Below are 15,887 nucleotides of genomic sequence, written 5' to 3'. Positions count from 1 at the left end.
GCTGCCATGACCCGACCCCTGGACGGCATCACCGTCATCTCGCTCGAACACGCCATCGCGGCCCCGTTCTGCACGCGGCAGCTGGCCGACCTGGGCGCGCGCGTGATCAAGGTCGAGCGCCCGGGCGCGGGCGATTTCGCACGCGCCTACGACCAGCGTGTCGACGGCGAGGCTTCGCACTTCGTCTGGGTCAACCGCTCGAAGGAAAGCCTCACGCTCGACCTCAAGCAGCCGGCCGCGCTGGCCGTGCTGCGGGAGCTGATCGCCGGTGCCGACGTGCTGGTGCAGAACCTCGCGCCCGGTGCCGCGGCACGCATGGGCCTGGGCTACGAAACGCTGCAGACGGCGCACCCGGCGCTGATCGTCTGCGACATCTCGGGCTACGGCGAGGACGGGCCCTACCGCGACAAGAAGGCCTACGACCTGCTGATCCAGAGCGAGGCCGGCTTCCTCTCGGTCACCGGCACGCCCGAGTCGCCCTGCAAATCGGGCAACTCGATCGCCGACATCGCCGCGGGCATGTACGCCTACACCGGCGTGCTGGCCGCACTGATGCAGCGCGGCAAGACGGGCAAGGGCTCGCACATCGACGTCTCGATGCTCGAGTCGCTGGCCGAGTGGATGGGCTACCCGATGTACTACGCCTACGGGGGCGCCACGCCGCCGCCGCGCAATGCGGCCGCGCACGCGACCATCTACCCCTACGGCCCGTTCGCGGCCGGCGATGGCGGCACCGTGATGCTCGGCCTGCAGAACGAACGCGAGTGGCAGCTGTTCTGCGAGAAGGTGCTGCTGCAGCCCGCGCTCGCCGGCGATGCACGCTTCGACGCCAATGCCCGGCGCAACGCGAACCGCGAGGCGCTGCAGGCCGTCATCCTCGAGACCTTTGCCACGCTGAGCACCGCGCAGGTGCTCGAGCGGCTCGATGCGGCGCAGATCGCCAATGCGCGCATGAACGACATGGCCGGCCTGTGGGCGCATCCGCAACTGCAGGCGCGCGAGCGCTGGCGCGAGGTGGGCTCGCCCGCGGGCCCGATTCCCGCGCTGCTGCCGCCGGGTCGACAGAGCGCCTTCGACTACCGCATGGACCCGATCCCCGCGGTGGGCGAGCACACCGAGGCGATCCTGCGGTCGCTGGGCCGCGGCGCCGAGGCCATCGCGGCGCTGCGCGCGGCGGAGGCCGTCTGATGGGCACCGCCACGCTGGCCCGCTTTGCGGCCGAACTGCGCTTCGAGGCCATCCCCGAGCCCGTGCTGCGCCGCGCCGAAGACCTGCTGGTCGACTGGTTCGGCTCGGCCGTCGCCGGCCACGGCACGCGCCCGGTCGAGACCATCGCGGCCTTCGCGCGCGCCATGGGCCCGGCCGGGGGCGCGAGCGAGCTGCTCGTGGGCCGCGGCCGCAGCAGCCCCTACTTCGCGGCGATGGTGAACGCCGCCGCCTCGCACGTGGCCGAGCAGGACGACGTGCACAACGGCTCGGTGTTCCATCCGGCCACGGTGGTGTTCCCGGTCGCGCTGGCCTGGGCGCAGGCGCTGGGCGCGAGCGGCCGGCAGCTGCTGATGGCCGCGGTGGCGGGCTACGAGGTCGGCATCCGCGTCGGCGAGTTCCTCGGGCGCTCGCACTACAAGGTGTTCCACACCACCGGCACCGCGGGCACGCTGGCCGCCGCGGCCACGGCCGGCCATCTGCTGGGGCTCGACGCCGTGCGCATGCAGCACGCCTTCGGCTCGGCCGGCACGCAGGCCGCGGGTCTGTGGGAGTTCCTGCGCACCGCCGCCGACTCGAAGCAGCTGCACACTGCGCACGCCGCCGCCGCGGGCCTGATGGCTGCGAGCCTGGCGCGCGACGGCTTCACCGGCGCGCAGCAGATCCTCGAAGGGCCGCAGGGCCTGGCGGCCGGCATGTCGAGCGATGCCGACCCCGCGAAGCTGGTCGACGGCCTGGGCACGCGCTGGGCGCTGGCCGAGACCTCGTTCAAGTACCACGCCTCCTGCCGCCACACCCACCCGGCCGCCGATGCGCTGCTGGCGGTGATGCAGGCACACGGCCTGCACGCCGACGACATCGCGCACGTGCAGACCCATGTGCACCAGGGCGCGATCGACGTGCTGGGGCCGGTCGTCGATCCGGCCACGGTGCACCAGTCGAAGTTCTCGATGGGCACGGTGCTGGCGCTGGTCGCGCGCTTCGGCCAGGCCGGGCTGGCCGAGTTCGACGCGCACTTCCGCGACGACGCCACCGTGGCCATGCGCGAGCGCGTGCACATGGCGCTCGACGCCGAGGTCGATGCCGCCTACCCGCGCCGCTGGATCGGCAAGGTCACGGTGCGTACCCGCGACGGCCGCGTGCTCGAAGGCCGTGTCGACGAGCCCAAGGGCGACCCGGGCAACACGCTGAGCCGCGACGAGATCACGGCCAAGGCGCTGCGGCTCGCGGCCTTCAGCGGCGGCGCGGCCGAAGCCGAGATGCGCAGCGCCATCGCTGCGCTGTGGCGCGTGGCCGATGCGCCGACGGTCGGGCCGCTGCTCGGGTTGGCCGCATGACGACGCCGACCTCGGCATTGGCGCTGGCCCGCACCTTCCTGTTCGTGCCCGGCGACCGGCCCGAGCGCCATGCGCGTGCGCTGGCGAGCGGTGCCGGTGCGGTCATCGTCGACCTCGAGGATGCGGTGGCGCCCGAACGCAAGGCCGCGGCGCGCGCGCAGATCGACCACAGCTTCGCGACCTTGCCGAGCGGCGCGCATGGCCGGCTGCTGGTGCGCATCAACGCCTGCGACACGCCCTGGCATGCGGACGATCTTGCGCTGGTCGGCCGCCTCGCGGCGCAGCGGCGGCTGGCCGGCGTGCTGCTGCCCAAGGCCGAGCGTGCCGGCGATCTTTCAGTCCTGGCCCACGCCGTGGGCCCGGGCGTGGCGCTGCTGCCGCTGGTGGAGTCGGTGGCCGGGCTCGATGCGCTCGATGCGCTGGCCGCCGCGCCGCAGGTGTTGCGCCTGGTGTTCGGCCATCTCGATTTCCAGGCCGATGCGGGCCTGGCCTGCAGGCCCGACGAGGCCGAGCTGGTGCCGGTGCGGCTCGCGCTGCTGCTGGCCTCGCGCCGCGCGGGCCTGGCGCCGCCGGTGGACGGCATCACGGCGGACTGGCGCGACACGGCGCGGCTCGCGGCCGAGGCGGCGCGCGCGCGCCGGGGCGGCTTCGGCGCCAAGCTCTGCGTGCATCCCGAACAGGTCGCGGTCGTGCAGGCCGCCTTCACGCCCAGCGCCGAAGAGCGCGCCTGGGCACGGCGCGTCTGCGATGCGGTGCGCGCGGCGGGTGGTGGCGTGGTCAACGTTGACGGCCGGATGGTCGATGCGCCCGTGGTCCGGCTCGCCGAGCGCCTGCTGGCGCAGGAGGTGCACACCGCCTGACAGGCCCGCGATCCGCTTTTCTTTCAGATCAATTCAATAGGAGACGACATGGCATCGAAGATCAAGACATGGCTGGGCACTGCACTGGCCGCCGCGCTGCTGCCCCTTCACGCGCCGGCACTGGCGCAATCGGCCTGGCCCGACAAACCCATCATCCTGGTCGTGCCGTACTCGGCCGGCGGCCCGACCGACGTGGTGGCACGCATGCTCGCCATTCCCATGGGCAAGTCGCTGGGCCAGACGGTGATCGTCGAGAACACGGTGGGCGCGGGCGGCACCATCGCACCGGCGCGCGTGGCGCGCGCCGCGCCCAACGGCAACACCATCCTGATCCACCACATGGGCATGGCGACCGCGCCGGCGCTCTACAAGAAGCTCAGCTTCGATCCGCTCAAGGACTTCGAGTACATCGGCCAGGTGGTCGACGTGCCGATGACGCTGCTGTCGCGCAAGGACTTCCCGGCCAACAACTTCCCCGAGCTGCTGGCCTATGTGAAGACGCACAAGGACAAGGTCTCGCTGGCCAATGCCGGCATCGGCGCGGTCTCGCAGCTGTGCGGGCTGCTGTTCGCGAGCCAGATCGGCGTCGAGCTCACGACGGTGCCCTACAAGGGCGCGGGCCCGGCGCTCAACGACCTGATGGGCGGCCAGGTCGACCTGCTGTGCGACCAGACCACGCAGACCGCGCCGGTGATCAAGGACGGCCAGCGGGTCAAGGTGTTCGGCGTGACCACGCCCCAGCGGCTGGCCTCGATGCCGAACATTCCGACGCTCGACGAACAGGGCCTCAAGGGCTTCGACGTGAAGGTCTGGCACGGCGTCTATGCGCCCAAGGGCACGCCGCCCGAAGTCACGGCCAAGCTCAACCTGGCGCTGCGCGCCGCGCTGCAGGACGAGGCGGTCAAGGCGCGCATCGCCGAACTGAGTTCGGAGATCGTGCCGATGGACAAGGTCACGCCCGAATCGCTGCGCACCCATCTCGCGGCCGAGACCGCGAAGTGGGGCAAGGTGATCAAGGCCTCGGGCGTGCAGGCGGACTGATCCGGCTTCGAAGGCTCAGGGCGAGACGATCGCCTTGACCTCGTTGCCCAGCTCGAGCACCGACATCGCGTAGTAGCTGCTCCAGTTGTAGCGCGTGATCACGTAGAAGTTCTGCGTGCCCGCGACGTAGCTCGGCGCGTCGGGGCCGTTCTGCAGCTCGATCAGCGCGAGCAGGCCCGGGTGCGACAAGGCCTCGCCGCGCAGCGTGGCACCGGCGGCGACGAAGCTGTCGGCACTGAAGGTGGGCTTGATGTCGGGCGCCATCAGGGTCGGCATCTTGAGGCGCTCGGGGTCCAGGCGCACCGGGAAGATCGAGGCCATGCCGCGCTGCCAACCGAAGGACTTGAAGTAGTTGGCCACCGAGCCGATCACGTCGGCCGTGTTGTTCACCAGGTCGATGCGGCCGTCGCCGTCGCCGTCGACCGCGTACTTGGCCATGCTGCTCGGCATGAACTGCGGCATGCCCATGGCGCCGGCGTAGCTGCCCAGCGGCACCATCGGGTCTTGCGCGGTGCGGCTCTCGATGCTCAGGAAGCTCTCGAGTTCGCCGCGGAAGAAGGCCTCGCGTTCGGCCGCCCGCGGGTGGCCCTGCGGGAAGTCGAAGGACAGCGTGGCCAACGCATCGATCACGCGGAAGTTGCCCATGATGCGGCCGTAGAGCGTCTCGACGCCGATGATGCCCACGATGATCTCGGGCGGCACGCCGTACTCGGCCTCGGCCCGCGCGAGCAGGGCCGCGTTGTCGCGCCAGAAGCGCACGCCGGCATTGATGCGGATGGGGTCGACGATGCGCGCGCGATAGGCGTTCCAGTTCTTGGCCGTGCCCTTGGTCGGCGGCAGCATGAGCCGCGGCACGTTGGGCAGCAGTTGCGCGGCGCCGATGGTGGCGCGCACCCATTCGCGGTCGAGGTTGCGGCGCGCGGCCACGTCATCGGCGAAACGCATCGCATCGTCGCGCGTGGCGTAGGGCACGGTGCCGCGCACCGCGGTCACGCCGCGCCGCGCCTCCGCGTTCTGTGCGATGGCCGCGGGCGGCAGGGCCAGGGCCGCGAGGAGCAGGCCGGCGAGAAGGGTGGGGGCTGTCGGGGAGAGGCGTCGCATGCGTCGATTGTGCCGCCGGCCCGAAAAGCCCCGTGTGGGAATACCGCGGGTGTCAGGCGGGCCAGCGCAGCCGGCGGAATTCTGCGCGCAGCGTGCCCAGCGCGGCAGCGGGCGCCTGCGCATAGCGGTGGGCCTCGAGCGCGAGCAGCCAGTCGTGCGCGGGCTGGGCCGCGGCACCGAAGCGCTGCGTGGCCAGCACGGCCATCTGGCGCGGCGTGGCCGGCTCGGGCAGCGCCAGGCCCGCCTTCTCCAGGCGCCGCCGCGCGCGGCGCAGCAGCCGCAGCCAGGGGTCGTGCTGGGCGCGTTCCCACAGCGTCCAGCCCGCGCCACCCAGCGTCGCGATCACTAGCATCCAGAGCAGCACCGTGGCCAGGTCCTGCAGGCTCGGCGACTCGAAGCCCAGCGACTTGAGCAGGTCGAGCTGGCGGCTCTGCGTGTAGTTGAGCACCCACTGGTTCCAGCGGTTGTTGACCGCTTCCCAGGCCGCGCGCAGGTTCTGCGACAGCGTCGGGCTCATGGTGCCGATCGCGTTGGCGAAGAAGCCGGGTGGCGTGCTCAGCCGCTGGAAGCTGCCGATGCGCCCGGGCGAGACCGAGGCCGTGGGGTCGACCCGCGTCCATCCGCTGCCGGCCTGCCAGACCTCGGCCCAGGCGTGGGCGTCGGACTGGCGCAGCACCCAATAGCCGTCGACGCCGTTGAGTTCGCCGCCCTGGTAGCCGGTGACGATGCGCGCCGGGATGTCGAGCCCGCGCATCAGCACCACGAAGGCCGAGGCGATGTGTTCGCAGAAGCCGGTCTTGCGGTCGAACCAGAACTCGTCGGCCGTCTCGTCGCCGTACACACCGGGCTCCAGCGTGTAGCTGTAGCCGCCACTGCGCAGGCGCTCGAGTGCGGCCTGCACGAAAGCGGGCGTGTCGGCATTGGCCAACCGCGGATCGCGCTTCATCTCGGCGGCGAGCGCGAGCGTGCGCGGGTTGCGGCCCGCGGGCAGCGCCACGTAGGGCTGCAGCGCCGCGGTGCGCCGCAGCGGGCCGCTCTGGAAGTCCGGATAGCTCTCGGCGCGGTAGCGCACCAGGTCGCCGATGGCGCGGTTCGCCACCCATTGCAGGTCGGGCGTGGCCATCACGCGCAGGCCCGGGATGACGGGCAGCGTTTTGGGCGCGGGCGCGTCGAGCGTGAGCAGCCAGGGCCGGTTGCTGGGTTCGAGCGTGACCTCGTAGCGCACCGGCTCGCCCCGCACGCGCAGGTTGGCGTCGAAGGCGCCGCGCTCCCAGGGCGGCGGCGCGGTCCATTCGCGACCGTCGAAGTTCGACAGCACCGGGCCGCGGAAATACAGCTGGGGCTGGGGCGGCGGGCTGCCGCTCTCGAAGCGCACGCGTGCGGCGATGCCGTCGTCGAGCGCCAGCTGCGCGATGGTGCCCACGCGCATGGTGTTCGACAGCCCGCTGCGCCCGGTCATCTGGTCGTTGGGCGTGCCCCATAGCGGCGCCATGCGCGGGAACAGCATGAACAGCGCGAGCATGATCGGCGCACCCAGCAGCGCCATGCCGCCCGCGGTGCGCGCGGCCTGCATCAGCGGCGGCCGGCCCACCGGCATGTGGGCGTTGACCAGCGCGGTCAGCAGGCCCAGCAGCGCGAACAGCATCGCCACCGCGGTCAGCAGCGACTGCGACTGGAAGAAGTTGGTCAGCATCACGAAGAAGCCGAGGAAGAAGATCACCAGCGCATCGCGCCGCGCACGCACTTCCATGGTCTTGAGCGCGAGCAGCACCACCACCAGCGTGACGCCCGCATCGCGGCCGAGCAGCGTGCGGTGGGTGGCGAAGATGGCGGCCAGCGCCACCGCCAGCAGCGCGAAGCGCCACCAGCGCCCGGGCAGCGGCCGCGACTGCACCGCCAGCGTGCCGCGCCAGACCAGCACGGCGGCCGTGAACAGCGTGCACCACAGGGGCAGGGTGCCGACCTGCGGCAGCAGCACGACCGCGATCACGCAGAGCAGGAACAGCGTGTCGCGCGCATCGCGCGGCAGCGTGCCGAGCCGTTGTGTCAGCTTCAGCATGTGGCCAGCACCTCGAGGCAGCGGCGCCGGTGCGCCTCGCCCTGCGCCGGCGGCACCTGCCGGCCGGCCACGCGCAGGCCGTAGTCGATGCCGAGCCGGTCGGCCATCAGCACCCACGCGCAGAGGCGCGAGAGCCGGGCCTCGAGGTCGGGCAGGGCGGCGTGCTGGGCGTCGAGCCAGAGTTCCTGCCGCTGCGACTGCTGCGTGTCGCGGCTCACCAGCTCGTCGGAGCCCGCAGCCTGGGCGCGCGCGGCCTTCTTCCAGACCACCAGCTTGAGCGGATCGCCGCGGCGGTAGGCGCGCACGCCGTCGTATTCGCCGGCGCTCGCGGCCCGCGCCAGCGAGGTGCTGGCGTCGCCGGACAGCGGTTCGCCGGGCGGCAGGGCGGGTGGCTGCGCTTCGGGCGCGGGGTAGACCAGCAGCGTCGAGGCGGGCTGCCACACGGTCCAGACGCGGAAGGTGCCGAGCGGAAAACGGGTCTCGGCCGTGAGCGGCGGCACCGGATGCAGGCCGCGGCGCTCGGGCTTGAAGGCGATCTCGACCGTCTCGCTGCCCTGGGCCGGCACGTCGCACCAGGCCCACTGGCCGCTGCCGCGCACCGCCAGGCCGATGCCGTGGCGCACGCTGCGCCGCGCGTTGTGCAGCACCACGCGGAACATCGCGGCGCTGCCCGCGTACTGCGCCTCGGGCGGCATCAGGTGCATCGAGAGGCCGCGCAGCGTGGCGTGGCTCACGTGCATGCCGACGGCCACGCAGCCGGCCAGCATGAAGGTCAGCAGGTAGCCCAGGTTGAGCTGGTAGTTGATCGACGCGACCAGCAGCACGACGAGCGTCAGCGCCAGCATCCAGCCCGCGCGTGTCGGCACGATGTAGACGTTGCGCTGGGTCAGCGCGAGCAGGTCGCTGGGCGGCCGACGGGACAGGAACCAGCCGTCGATGCGCCGGCGCAGCGTGGCGATCATGGACGGTTCAGGTCAGGGGAGCGGGATGGCGGCGACCATCGCGCGCACCTGCTCGAAGGCGCCGCGGCCGGCGTCGCCGACCGGCGTCACGCGGTGCGCCACGGTCTGCGGCAGCACCGCCTGCACGTCGTCGGGCGCCACGTAGTCGCGGCCGGCCAGCAGCGCCTGCGCCTTGGCGGCGCGCAGGATCGCGATGCCCGCGCGCGGCGACAGGCCCTGCAGGAACCAGCGGCCGTCGCGGGTGGCGGCGATCAGGTCCTGCACATAGTTGAGCAGCGGCTCGGACGCATGCACCTGCTGCACGCGCTGCTGCAGCGCCTGCAGTTCGCCCGCATCGAGCAGCGCGGGCAGGGTGGCGAGCATCTCGCGCCGGTCGGCGCCGGCCAGCAGCTCGCGTTCGGCCGCGCGGTCGGGGTAGCCCAGCGAAATGCGCATCAGGAAGCGGTCGAGCTGCGACTCGGGCAGCGCGAAGGTGCCGAGCTGGTCGTGCGGGTTCTGGGTGGCGATCACGAAGAAGGGCGTGGGCAGTGGCCGGGTCTCGCCTTCGATCGTGACCTGCTTCTCCTCCATCGCCTCGAGCAGCGCGCTCTGCGTCTTGGGGCTGGCCCGGTTGATCTCGTCGGCCAGCAGCACCTGCGAGAAAATCGGCCCGGGGTGGAACACGAAAGCCTGCTGGTTGCGGTCGTAGATGGCCACGCCCGACAGGTCGCCCGGCATCAGGTCGGCCGTGAACTGCACGCGCGAGAACTGCAGGCCGAAGGTGTGCGAGAGCGCATGCGCGAGGGTGGTCTTGCCGACCCCCGGCACGTCCTCGATCAGCAGGTGGCCACCCGCCAGCAGGCAGGCCACGCAGTCGCGCACCTGCGCCTCTTTGCCCACGATCACCGTGTTAAGCTGACCCAGCAAACTGGCGAGCTTTGCGGCGACGTCCATTTTTGTATCCATATGCAAACCATACCGCAAGGCGCGAAGGCCCACGCCGGCTAAGGGTGGCGGGGCGCAGCGACGAGTCCGCGGCGAGATCGACCGAGACATGGGCAAAACCGGCTACTTCACACACCGCGACTGCTGGAAACACGACATGGGCGGCGGGCATCCCGAATGCCCCGAACGCCTCGACGCCATCGAGGATCGGCTGCTGCTGACCGGTGTCGGCGACGCCCTCGAACGCTGCGACGTGCCCTTGGCCACGCTCGAACAGATCACCCGGGCCCACAGCGTGGCCCATCTCGAACACCTCGAAGCGCTGAGCCAGCGCCTGATCGAGGACAACCCCGCCGGCGGCCCCGCGCAGGCCATGCTCGACCCCGACACCGTGCTCATGCGCTACACCGTGCTGGCCGCGCGCCGTGCGGCCGGCGCCGCGGTGGCGGCCACCGATGCCGTGATGTCGGGCCAGCTCGAGAACGCCTTCTGCGCGGTGCGCCCGCCCGGTCACCACGCCGAGCGCGATCAGGCCATGGGCTTCTGCTTCCTCAACAACGTGGCGATCGCGGCGCGCCATGCGCTCGAGGTGCATGGGCTGGAACGCGTGGCCGTCGTCGACTTCGACGTGCACCACGGCAACGGCACCGAGAACATCCTGGCCAACGACCCGCGCGTGCTGATGGTCGGCTTCTTCCAGCACCCCTTCTATCCCTTCGGCGACGTCGACCATCCGGCGTCGAACATGCTCAACCTGCCGGTGCCGGCTTACACCAAGGGCATGGACATCCGCGAGCTGATCGACATGATGTGGCTGCCGCGGCTGGAGGAATTCAAGCCGCAGATGATCTTCGTGAGCGCCGGCTTCGACGCCCACCGCGACGACGAGATGGGCCAGCTGCGGCTCAACGAGAACGACTTCGCCTGGATCACCCAACGCGTGCACGAGGTGGCGCGGCGCCATTCGCACGGACGCATCGTGTCGCTGCTCGAGGGCGGCTACAACCTCGACGCGCTGGCCCAGAGCGTCGAAGCCCACATCCGGGTATTGGCCGACCTGTGATGAAGCCCACCCCCGACGCGCCTTCGGCGCCTCCCCCTCGAGGGGCGCACCCGGCGGGCCTGGCAAAGCCAGTTCCGCGGGTGCCCTGGCATGGGCCATGCTGGTTTCATGCGATGGGGGTGGCGCGCAGCGCCATGGAACACTGAGATGAACCTCGACGACTTCATGGCGCGGCTGGCCCAGGTCCAGGCGCGCGGCCTCTGGATCGAGCTGACGGCGCTGGCGGCCTGCGTGGCCCTGGCATGGGGCGTGAGCCGCTGGTTCGGCCGCGACCAGCCCCGCGACTCGATCTGGTTCGGCGCGCGCACCTTCGACGGCCTGCTGTTCCCGCTGCTCGCGCTGGTGTTCACCGAACTCGCGCGCCGCGTGGTGCACGATTTCCAGGTGGTCGTGGTGCTGCGCATCGCGGTCTCGGTGTTCGTGTCGCTGGCCGCCATTCGTCTGATCGCCCGGGTGCTGCGCGCGGTGTTCCCGGCGTCGACGCTGGTCGGGCTGATCGAGCGCACGGTGTCGTGGGTCGCCTGGGCCGGCGCGGTGCTCTGGATCGTCGGCCTGCTGCCGCCGGTGCTGGCCGAGCTCGACGACATCACGCTGGCCTTCGGCAAGACCCGGGTCAGCCTGCTGACCTTCTTCCAGGGCGTGCTCTGGGCCGGCCTGGTGCTGGTGGTGGCGCTCTGGATCTCCAGCACGATCGAGAAGCGCATCCTGCGCGAGGCCGTGACCGACCTCTCGATGCGCAAGGTGGCGTCGAACGCGATCCGCGCGATCCTGCTGCTGATCGGTTTGCTGTTCGCGCTGTCGGCCGTGGGCGTGGACCTGACCGCGCTGTCGGTGCTGGGCGGCGCGCTCGGCGTCGGCCTGGGCTTCGGGCTGCAGAAGCTGGCGGCCAACTACGTGAGCGGCTTCGTGATCCTGCTCGAGCGCTCGATCCGGATCGGCGACAACGTCAAGGTCGACAGCTTCGAGGGCCGGATCACCGACATCAAGACCCGCTACACCCTGATCCGCGCGGGCAACGGGCGCGAGGCGATCGTGCCCAACGAATCGCTGATCACCAGCCGCGTCGAGAACCTGTCGATCTCCGACCGCAAATTCAACATCACGACCGCCATCGTGGTCGGCTACGAGAGCAACGTGGCGCAGGTGCAGTCGATCCTGGTCGAGGCGGCCCAGGCCCAGGCGCGGGTCATCACCGACCCGTCGCCGATCGCCTACCTGACCAACTTCGCGCCCGACGGCCTCGAATTCACGCTGCATTTCTGGGTCGCCGACCCGGACAAGGGCCGGGACAACCTGCGTTCGGCCGTCAACATCGCGATCCTCGAAGGGCTGCGCGCCGCGGGCATCGACATTCCCTTTCCGCAGCGCGTGCTGCGGGTCGCGTCCTTGCCCGAGGGTTTTCAGCAGACGGCTGCGGCGCCTCCCGTATAATTTTCCCTTAAAAAGCACGGTCGTTCTTTTCCGCCAGTCGGAACCGGCTTGTCTCGGCACCGGCCGAAACGGACAGGGCCCGCAAAGCCCGACCCCTAGAATGATCGGCTACCCCGAATTCACTCAGTTTTGCAATCCTACGGAGTCATACCCATGAAGGTTCTGGTCCCAGTCAAACGGGTCGTCGACTACAACGTGAAAGTGCGCGTGAAGAGCGACGGCACGGGCGTCGACATCGCCAACGTCAAGATGAGCATGAACCCCTTCGACGAGATCGCCGTCGAAGAGGCGGTGCGGCTGAAGGAGAAGGGCATCGTGACCGAAGTCATCGCCGTCTCCTGCGGCGATGCGAAGTGCCAGGAAACCCTGCGCACCGCGATGGCCATCGGCGCCGACCGCGGCATCCTGGTCGAGACCACCGAAGAGCTGCAGCCGCTGGCCGTGGCCAAGCTGCTCAAGGCGCTGGTCGACAAGGAGCAGCCCCAGCTGATCATCCTGGGCAAGCAGGCCATCGACGACGATGCCAACCAGACCGGCCAGATGCTGGCCGCGCTGGCCGACCTGCCGCAAGCCACCTTCGCCTCGAAGGTCGAAGTGGCCGGCGACAAGGCCACCGTCTCGCGCGAAGTCGACGGCGGCATGGAGACGCTGACGCTCACGCTGCCGGCCGTCATCACGACCGACCTGCGCCTGAACGAGCCGCGCTACGTGACGCTGCCCAACATCATGAAGGCGAAGAAGAAGCAGCTCGACGTCTTCAAGCCCGAGGACCTGGGCGTGGACGTCAAGCCGCGCCTGAAGACCCTCAAGGTCAGCGAGCCGCCCAAGCGCGGTGCGGGCATCAAGGTGCCCGACGTCGCGACCCTGGTGGACAAACTGAAGAACGAAGCGAAGGTGATCTGAACATGAGCGCACTAGTCATTGCCGAACACGACCACGCCACGGTCAAGCCCGCCACCCTGAACACCGTGACCGCTGCACTGGCCTGCGGCGGTGAAGTCCATGTGCTGGTCGCCGGCGCGAACGCTGCCGAAGCCGGCAAGGCCGCCGCGCAGATCGCGGGCGTCACCAAGGTCATCGTGGCCGACAGCCCGAGCCTGGCGGAGAACCTGGCGGAGAACGTGGCCGCGCAAGTGTTGGCCATCGCCGGCAACTACAGCCACATCCTGTTCCCCTCGACCGCCAACGGCAAGAACGTCGCCCCGCGCGTGGCGGCCAAGCTGGACGTGGCGCAGATCAGCGACATCACGGCCGTGGTCAGCGCCGACACCTTCGAGCGCCCGATCTACGCGGGCAACGCGATCGCGACCGTGCAGAGCACGGATGCGACCAAGGTCATCACGGTGCGCACGACCGGCTTCGATGCTGCCGCTGCAACGGGTGGCAGCGCAGCCGTCGAAACCGCCGAAGGCGTGGCCGACAGCGGCAAGTCGAGCTTCGTGAGCCGCGAGGTGACGAAGAGCGAACGTCCGGAACTGACGGCCGCGAAGATCATCGTGTCGGGTGGCCGCGCGCTGGGCAGCGCCGAGAAGTTCAACGAAGTGATGGCACCGCTGGCGGACAAGCTCAACGCGGGCCTGGGTGCGAGCCGCGCAGCCGTTGACGCGGGCTACGCCCCGAACGACTGGCAAGTGGGCCAGACCGGCAAGATCGTGGCGCCTCAGCTGTACATCGCGGCGGGCATCTCGGGCGCGATCCAGCATCTGGCGGGCATGAAGGACTCCAAGGTGATCGTGGCGATCAACAAGGACGAAGAGGCGCCGATCTTCTCGGTGGCCGACTACGGCCTGGTGGCGGATCTGTTCACCGCCGTTCCGGAACTCGTCAAGGCGCTTTAAAAAACGCGAGCAGCCGAGCGCACAAGGACGCAGGAAGGCAGAAGGAACCACACAGATCTGGTTTTCCTTCTGCGTTTTTTGCGAAACCTTCGCGTCCTCTGCGTCCGGCAGTCCGCATTCATGAAGGCATCGTTCGCGGTGCCTTTTTCGTATCTGGAGACACCCCATGAGCTACACCGCCCCCCTCAAGGACATGCTGTTCGACATCGAGCACCTGGCCAACCTCGGCGAGATCGCCAAGCTGCCCGGCTTCGAGGAAGCCGGCCTCGACACCGCACAGGCCGTGCTCGAGGAATGCGCACGCTTCAACCAGGACGTGGTGGCACCGCTCAACGTCGAAGGCGACCGCAACCCCTCGTCCTTCAAGGACGGCGAGGTGACCACCAGCAAGGGCTTCAAGGACGCGTTCGCGCAGTACGTGTCGGGCGGTTGGCAGGGCCTGCAGCATCCCGCGGACTTCGGCGGCCAGGGCCTGCCCAAGACCATCGGCGCGGCCTGCGGCGAGATGCTCAACTCGGCCAACATGAGCTTCGCGCTGTGCCCGCTGCTGTCCGACGGCGCGATCGAAGCGCTGCTCACGGCGGGCTCCGACGAACTTAAGGCGGTGTACCTCGAGAAGCTCGTGAGCGGCCAGTGGACCGGCACGATGAACCTCACCGAGCCGCAGGCCGGCAGCGACCTCGCGCTGGTGCGCAGTCGCGCCGAACCGCAACCGGACGGCACCTACAAGGTCTTCGGCACCAAGATCTTCATCACCTACGGTGAGCACGACATGGCCGAGAACATCGTGCACCTGGTGCTGGCCCGCGTGACCGGCGCGCCCGAGGGCGTGAAGGGCATCAGCCTGTTCGTGGTGCCCAAGTTCATGGTCGAAAAAGACGGCTCGCTGGGTGCGCGCAACGACGTGCACTGCGTGAGCATCGAACACAAGATGGGCATCAAGGCCTCGCCCACGGCCGTGCTGCAGTACGGCGACCACGGTGGTGCCGTGGGTTACCTGGTCGGCCAGGAGAACCGCGGCCTCGAGTACATGTTCATCATGATGAACTCGGCCCGCTACGCAGTGGGCATGCAGGGCATCGCCATCGCCGAGCGCGCCTACCAGCACGCCGTGGCCTACGCGAAGGACCGCGTGCAGAGCCGCCCGGTCGACGGTTCGATCAACGGCAGCGCGGCGATCATCCACCACCCCGACGTCAAGCGCATGCTGATGACGATGCGCGCCTACACCGAAGGCTGCCGCGCGATGGCCTCGGTGGCCGCCGCGGCCTACGACGCCTCGCATCACCACCCCGATGCGGAGGCGCGCAAGCAGAACCAGGCCTTCTACGAATTCATGGTGCCGCTGGTCAAGGGCTACAGCACCGAGATGAGCCTCGAGGTGACATCGCTGGGCGTGCAGGTGCACGGCGGCATGGGCTTCATCGAGGAGACCGGCGCGGCGCAGTACTACCGCGACGCGAAGATCCTGACCATCTACGAGGGCACGACCGCGATCCAGGCCAACGACCTGGTCGGCCGCAAGACCGCGCGCGACGGCGGCCAGACCGCCAAGGCCATCGCCGCGCAGATCGAGACCACCGAAGCCGAACTCGCCAAGCGCGACAGCGCCGATGCGCGTGCCGTGCTGAAGCGCCTGAAGGCCGCGCGCGAAGCCTTCGTCGACGTGGTGGCGTTCGTGGCCGGCCAGACCAAGGCATCGCCGAACGCGGTGTTCGCGGGCAGCGTGCCCTACCTGATGCTCGCGGGCAACCTGGTGGCCGGCTGGCAGCTGGCGCGCTCGCTGCTGATCGCAGAGGAACAGGTCCAGGCCGGCAACGAAGTGGCCTTCATGCAGGCGAAGGTCGCCACCGCACGCTTCTATGCCGAGCACATCCTCAACAAGGCCCCGGGCCTGCGCGACAGCATCGTCGAGGGCGCCGACAGCGTCACGGCGCTGGCGCTCGAAGCGTTCTGAAACACGGGCTTCCGGACGCAGAAGTCGCAAAGGTTACGCAGAAGTCGCGAAAGAAAAACCAAAATTTGTTTGAGTTTCTTTTGCGACCTCCGCGTCGTTTTTGTCTTC

13 protein-coding genes are annotated in these 15,887 nt (G+C 69.8%); 9 read left to right on the top strand and 4 right to left on the bottom strand.

Annotation, left to right across the window (positions count from 1 at the left end; translation table 11 throughout):
* Positions 1 to 6: 6 nt before the first annotated feature.
* Genes ACSFBC_RS14355 through ACSFBC_RS14340 form a run of 4 tightly spaced genes read left to right on the top strand, consistent with a single transcriptional unit; the run spans position 7 to position 4,444 of the window.
* Positions 7 to 1,188, top strand: a complete 1,182-nt coding sequence (locus ACSFBC_RS14355; protein WP_435510991.1) for a CaiB/BaiF CoA transferase family protein — start codon at positions 7 to 9, stop codon at positions 1,186 to 1,188.
* Positions 1,188 to 2,543 carry an MmgE/PrpD family protein gene (locus tag ACSFBC_RS14350; protein ID WP_435510990.1) on the top strand — a complete coding sequence of 452 codons (1,356 nt, stop codon included), beginning with the start codon at positions 1,188 to 1,190 and terminating at the stop codon, positions 2,541 to 2,543. Before ACSFBC_RS14355 ends, ACSFBC_RS14350 begins: the two co-directional genes overlap by 1 nt.
* Positions 2,540 to 3,403 carry an HpcH/HpaI aldolase/citrate lyase family protein gene (locus tag ACSFBC_RS14345; protein ID WP_435510989.1) on the top strand — a complete coding sequence of 288 codons (864 nt, stop codon included), beginning with the start codon at positions 2,540 to 2,542 and terminating at the stop codon, positions 3,401 to 3,403. The genes ACSFBC_RS14350 and ACSFBC_RS14345 overlap by 4 nt, the downstream gene beginning before the upstream one ends.
* Before the next feature lie 48 nt (positions 3,404 to 3,451).
* A complete protein-coding gene (locus tag ACSFBC_RS14340; RefSeq protein WP_435510988.1) occupies positions 3,452 to 4,444 on the top strand; it encodes a tripartite tricarboxylate transporter substrate-binding protein in 993 nt (330 codons plus the stop codon).
* A 15-nt stretch (positions 4,445 to 4,459) separates the two neighbouring features.
* Here the strand turns inward: ACSFBC_RS14340 and mltB are convergent, their stop codons facing one another.
* The 4 genes from mltB to ACSFBC_RS14320 are packed head-to-tail and all read right to left on the bottom strand — an operon-like array spanning position 4,460 to position 9,499.
* On the bottom strand, positions 4,460 to 5,545 hold the full coding sequence (gene mltB / locus ACSFBC_RS14335) for a lytic murein transglycosylase B (protein WP_435510987.1): 1,086 nt from the start codon (positions 5,543 to 5,545) through the stop codon (positions 4,460 to 4,462).
* 52 nt (positions 5,546 to 5,597) lie between these two features.
* On the bottom strand, positions 5,598 to 7,604 hold the full coding sequence (locus ACSFBC_RS14330) for a transglutaminase TgpA family protein (protein ID WP_435510986.1): 2,007 nt from the start codon (positions 7,602 to 7,604) through the stop codon (positions 5,598 to 5,600).
* Positions 7,598 to 8,566 carry a DUF58 domain-containing protein gene (locus ACSFBC_RS14325; protein ID WP_435510985.1) on the bottom strand — a complete coding sequence of 323 codons (969 nt, stop codon included), beginning with the start codon at positions 8,564 to 8,566 and terminating at the stop codon, positions 7,598 to 7,600. Before ACSFBC_RS14325 ends, ACSFBC_RS14330 begins: the two co-directional genes overlap by 7 nt.
* Before the next feature lie 12 nt (positions 8,567 to 8,578).
* Positions 8,579 to 9,499 (bottom strand): AAA family ATPase, encoded by a 921-nt coding sequence (locus ACSFBC_RS14320; protein WP_435510984.1) that lies wholly within the window; start codon positions 9,497 to 9,499, stop codon positions 8,579 to 8,581.
* A 100-nt stretch (positions 9,500 to 9,599) separates the two neighbouring features.
* Between ACSFBC_RS14320 and ACSFBC_RS14315 the strand changes: the two genes are divergently transcribed.
* The 5 genes from ACSFBC_RS14315 (at position 9,600) to ACSFBC_RS14295 (ending at position 15,779) form a co-directional block, all read left to right on the top strand.
* A complete protein-coding gene (locus tag ACSFBC_RS14315; protein WP_435510983.1) occupies positions 9,600 to 10,553 on the top strand; it encodes a histone deacetylase family protein in 954 nt (317 codons plus the stop codon).
* A gap of 147 nt (positions 10,554 to 10,700) precedes the next feature.
* Positions 10,701 to 11,984 (top strand): mechanosensitive ion channel family protein, encoded by a 1,284-nt coding sequence (locus tag ACSFBC_RS14310; protein ID WP_435510982.1) that lies wholly within the window; start codon positions 10,701 to 10,703, stop codon positions 11,982 to 11,984.
* 153 nt (positions 11,985 to 12,137) lie between these two features.
* Positions 12,138 to 12,887, top strand: a complete 750-nt coding sequence (locus ACSFBC_RS14305) for an electron transfer flavoprotein subunit beta/FixA family protein (protein ID WP_435510581.1) — start codon at positions 12,138 to 12,140, stop codon at positions 12,885 to 12,887.
* A gap of 2 nt (positions 12,888 to 12,889) precedes the next feature.
* Complete coding sequence (locus tag ACSFBC_RS14300) at positions 12,890 to 13,822, top strand: electron transfer flavoprotein subunit alpha/FixB family protein (RefSeq protein ID WP_435510981.1); 933 nt, start codon at positions 12,890 to 12,892, stop codon at positions 13,820 to 13,822.
* Between the two features lie 166 nt (positions 13,823 to 13,988).
* Entirely contained in the window at positions 13,989 to 15,779 is a 1,791-nt protein-coding gene (locus tag ACSFBC_RS14295) for an acyl-CoA dehydrogenase (protein ID WP_435510980.1), read from the top strand.
* Positions 15,780 to 15,887 lie beyond the last annotated feature (108 nt).

Origin of the sequence: Variovorax frigidus (assembly GCF_051216515.1) — a bacterium.
In the GTDB taxonomy this organism is placed as follows: Bacteria; Pseudomonadota; Gammaproteobacteria; order Burkholderiales; family Burkholderiaceae_C; genus Variovorax.
This window is presented reverse-complemented; position numbering and strand designations above follow the sequence as displayed.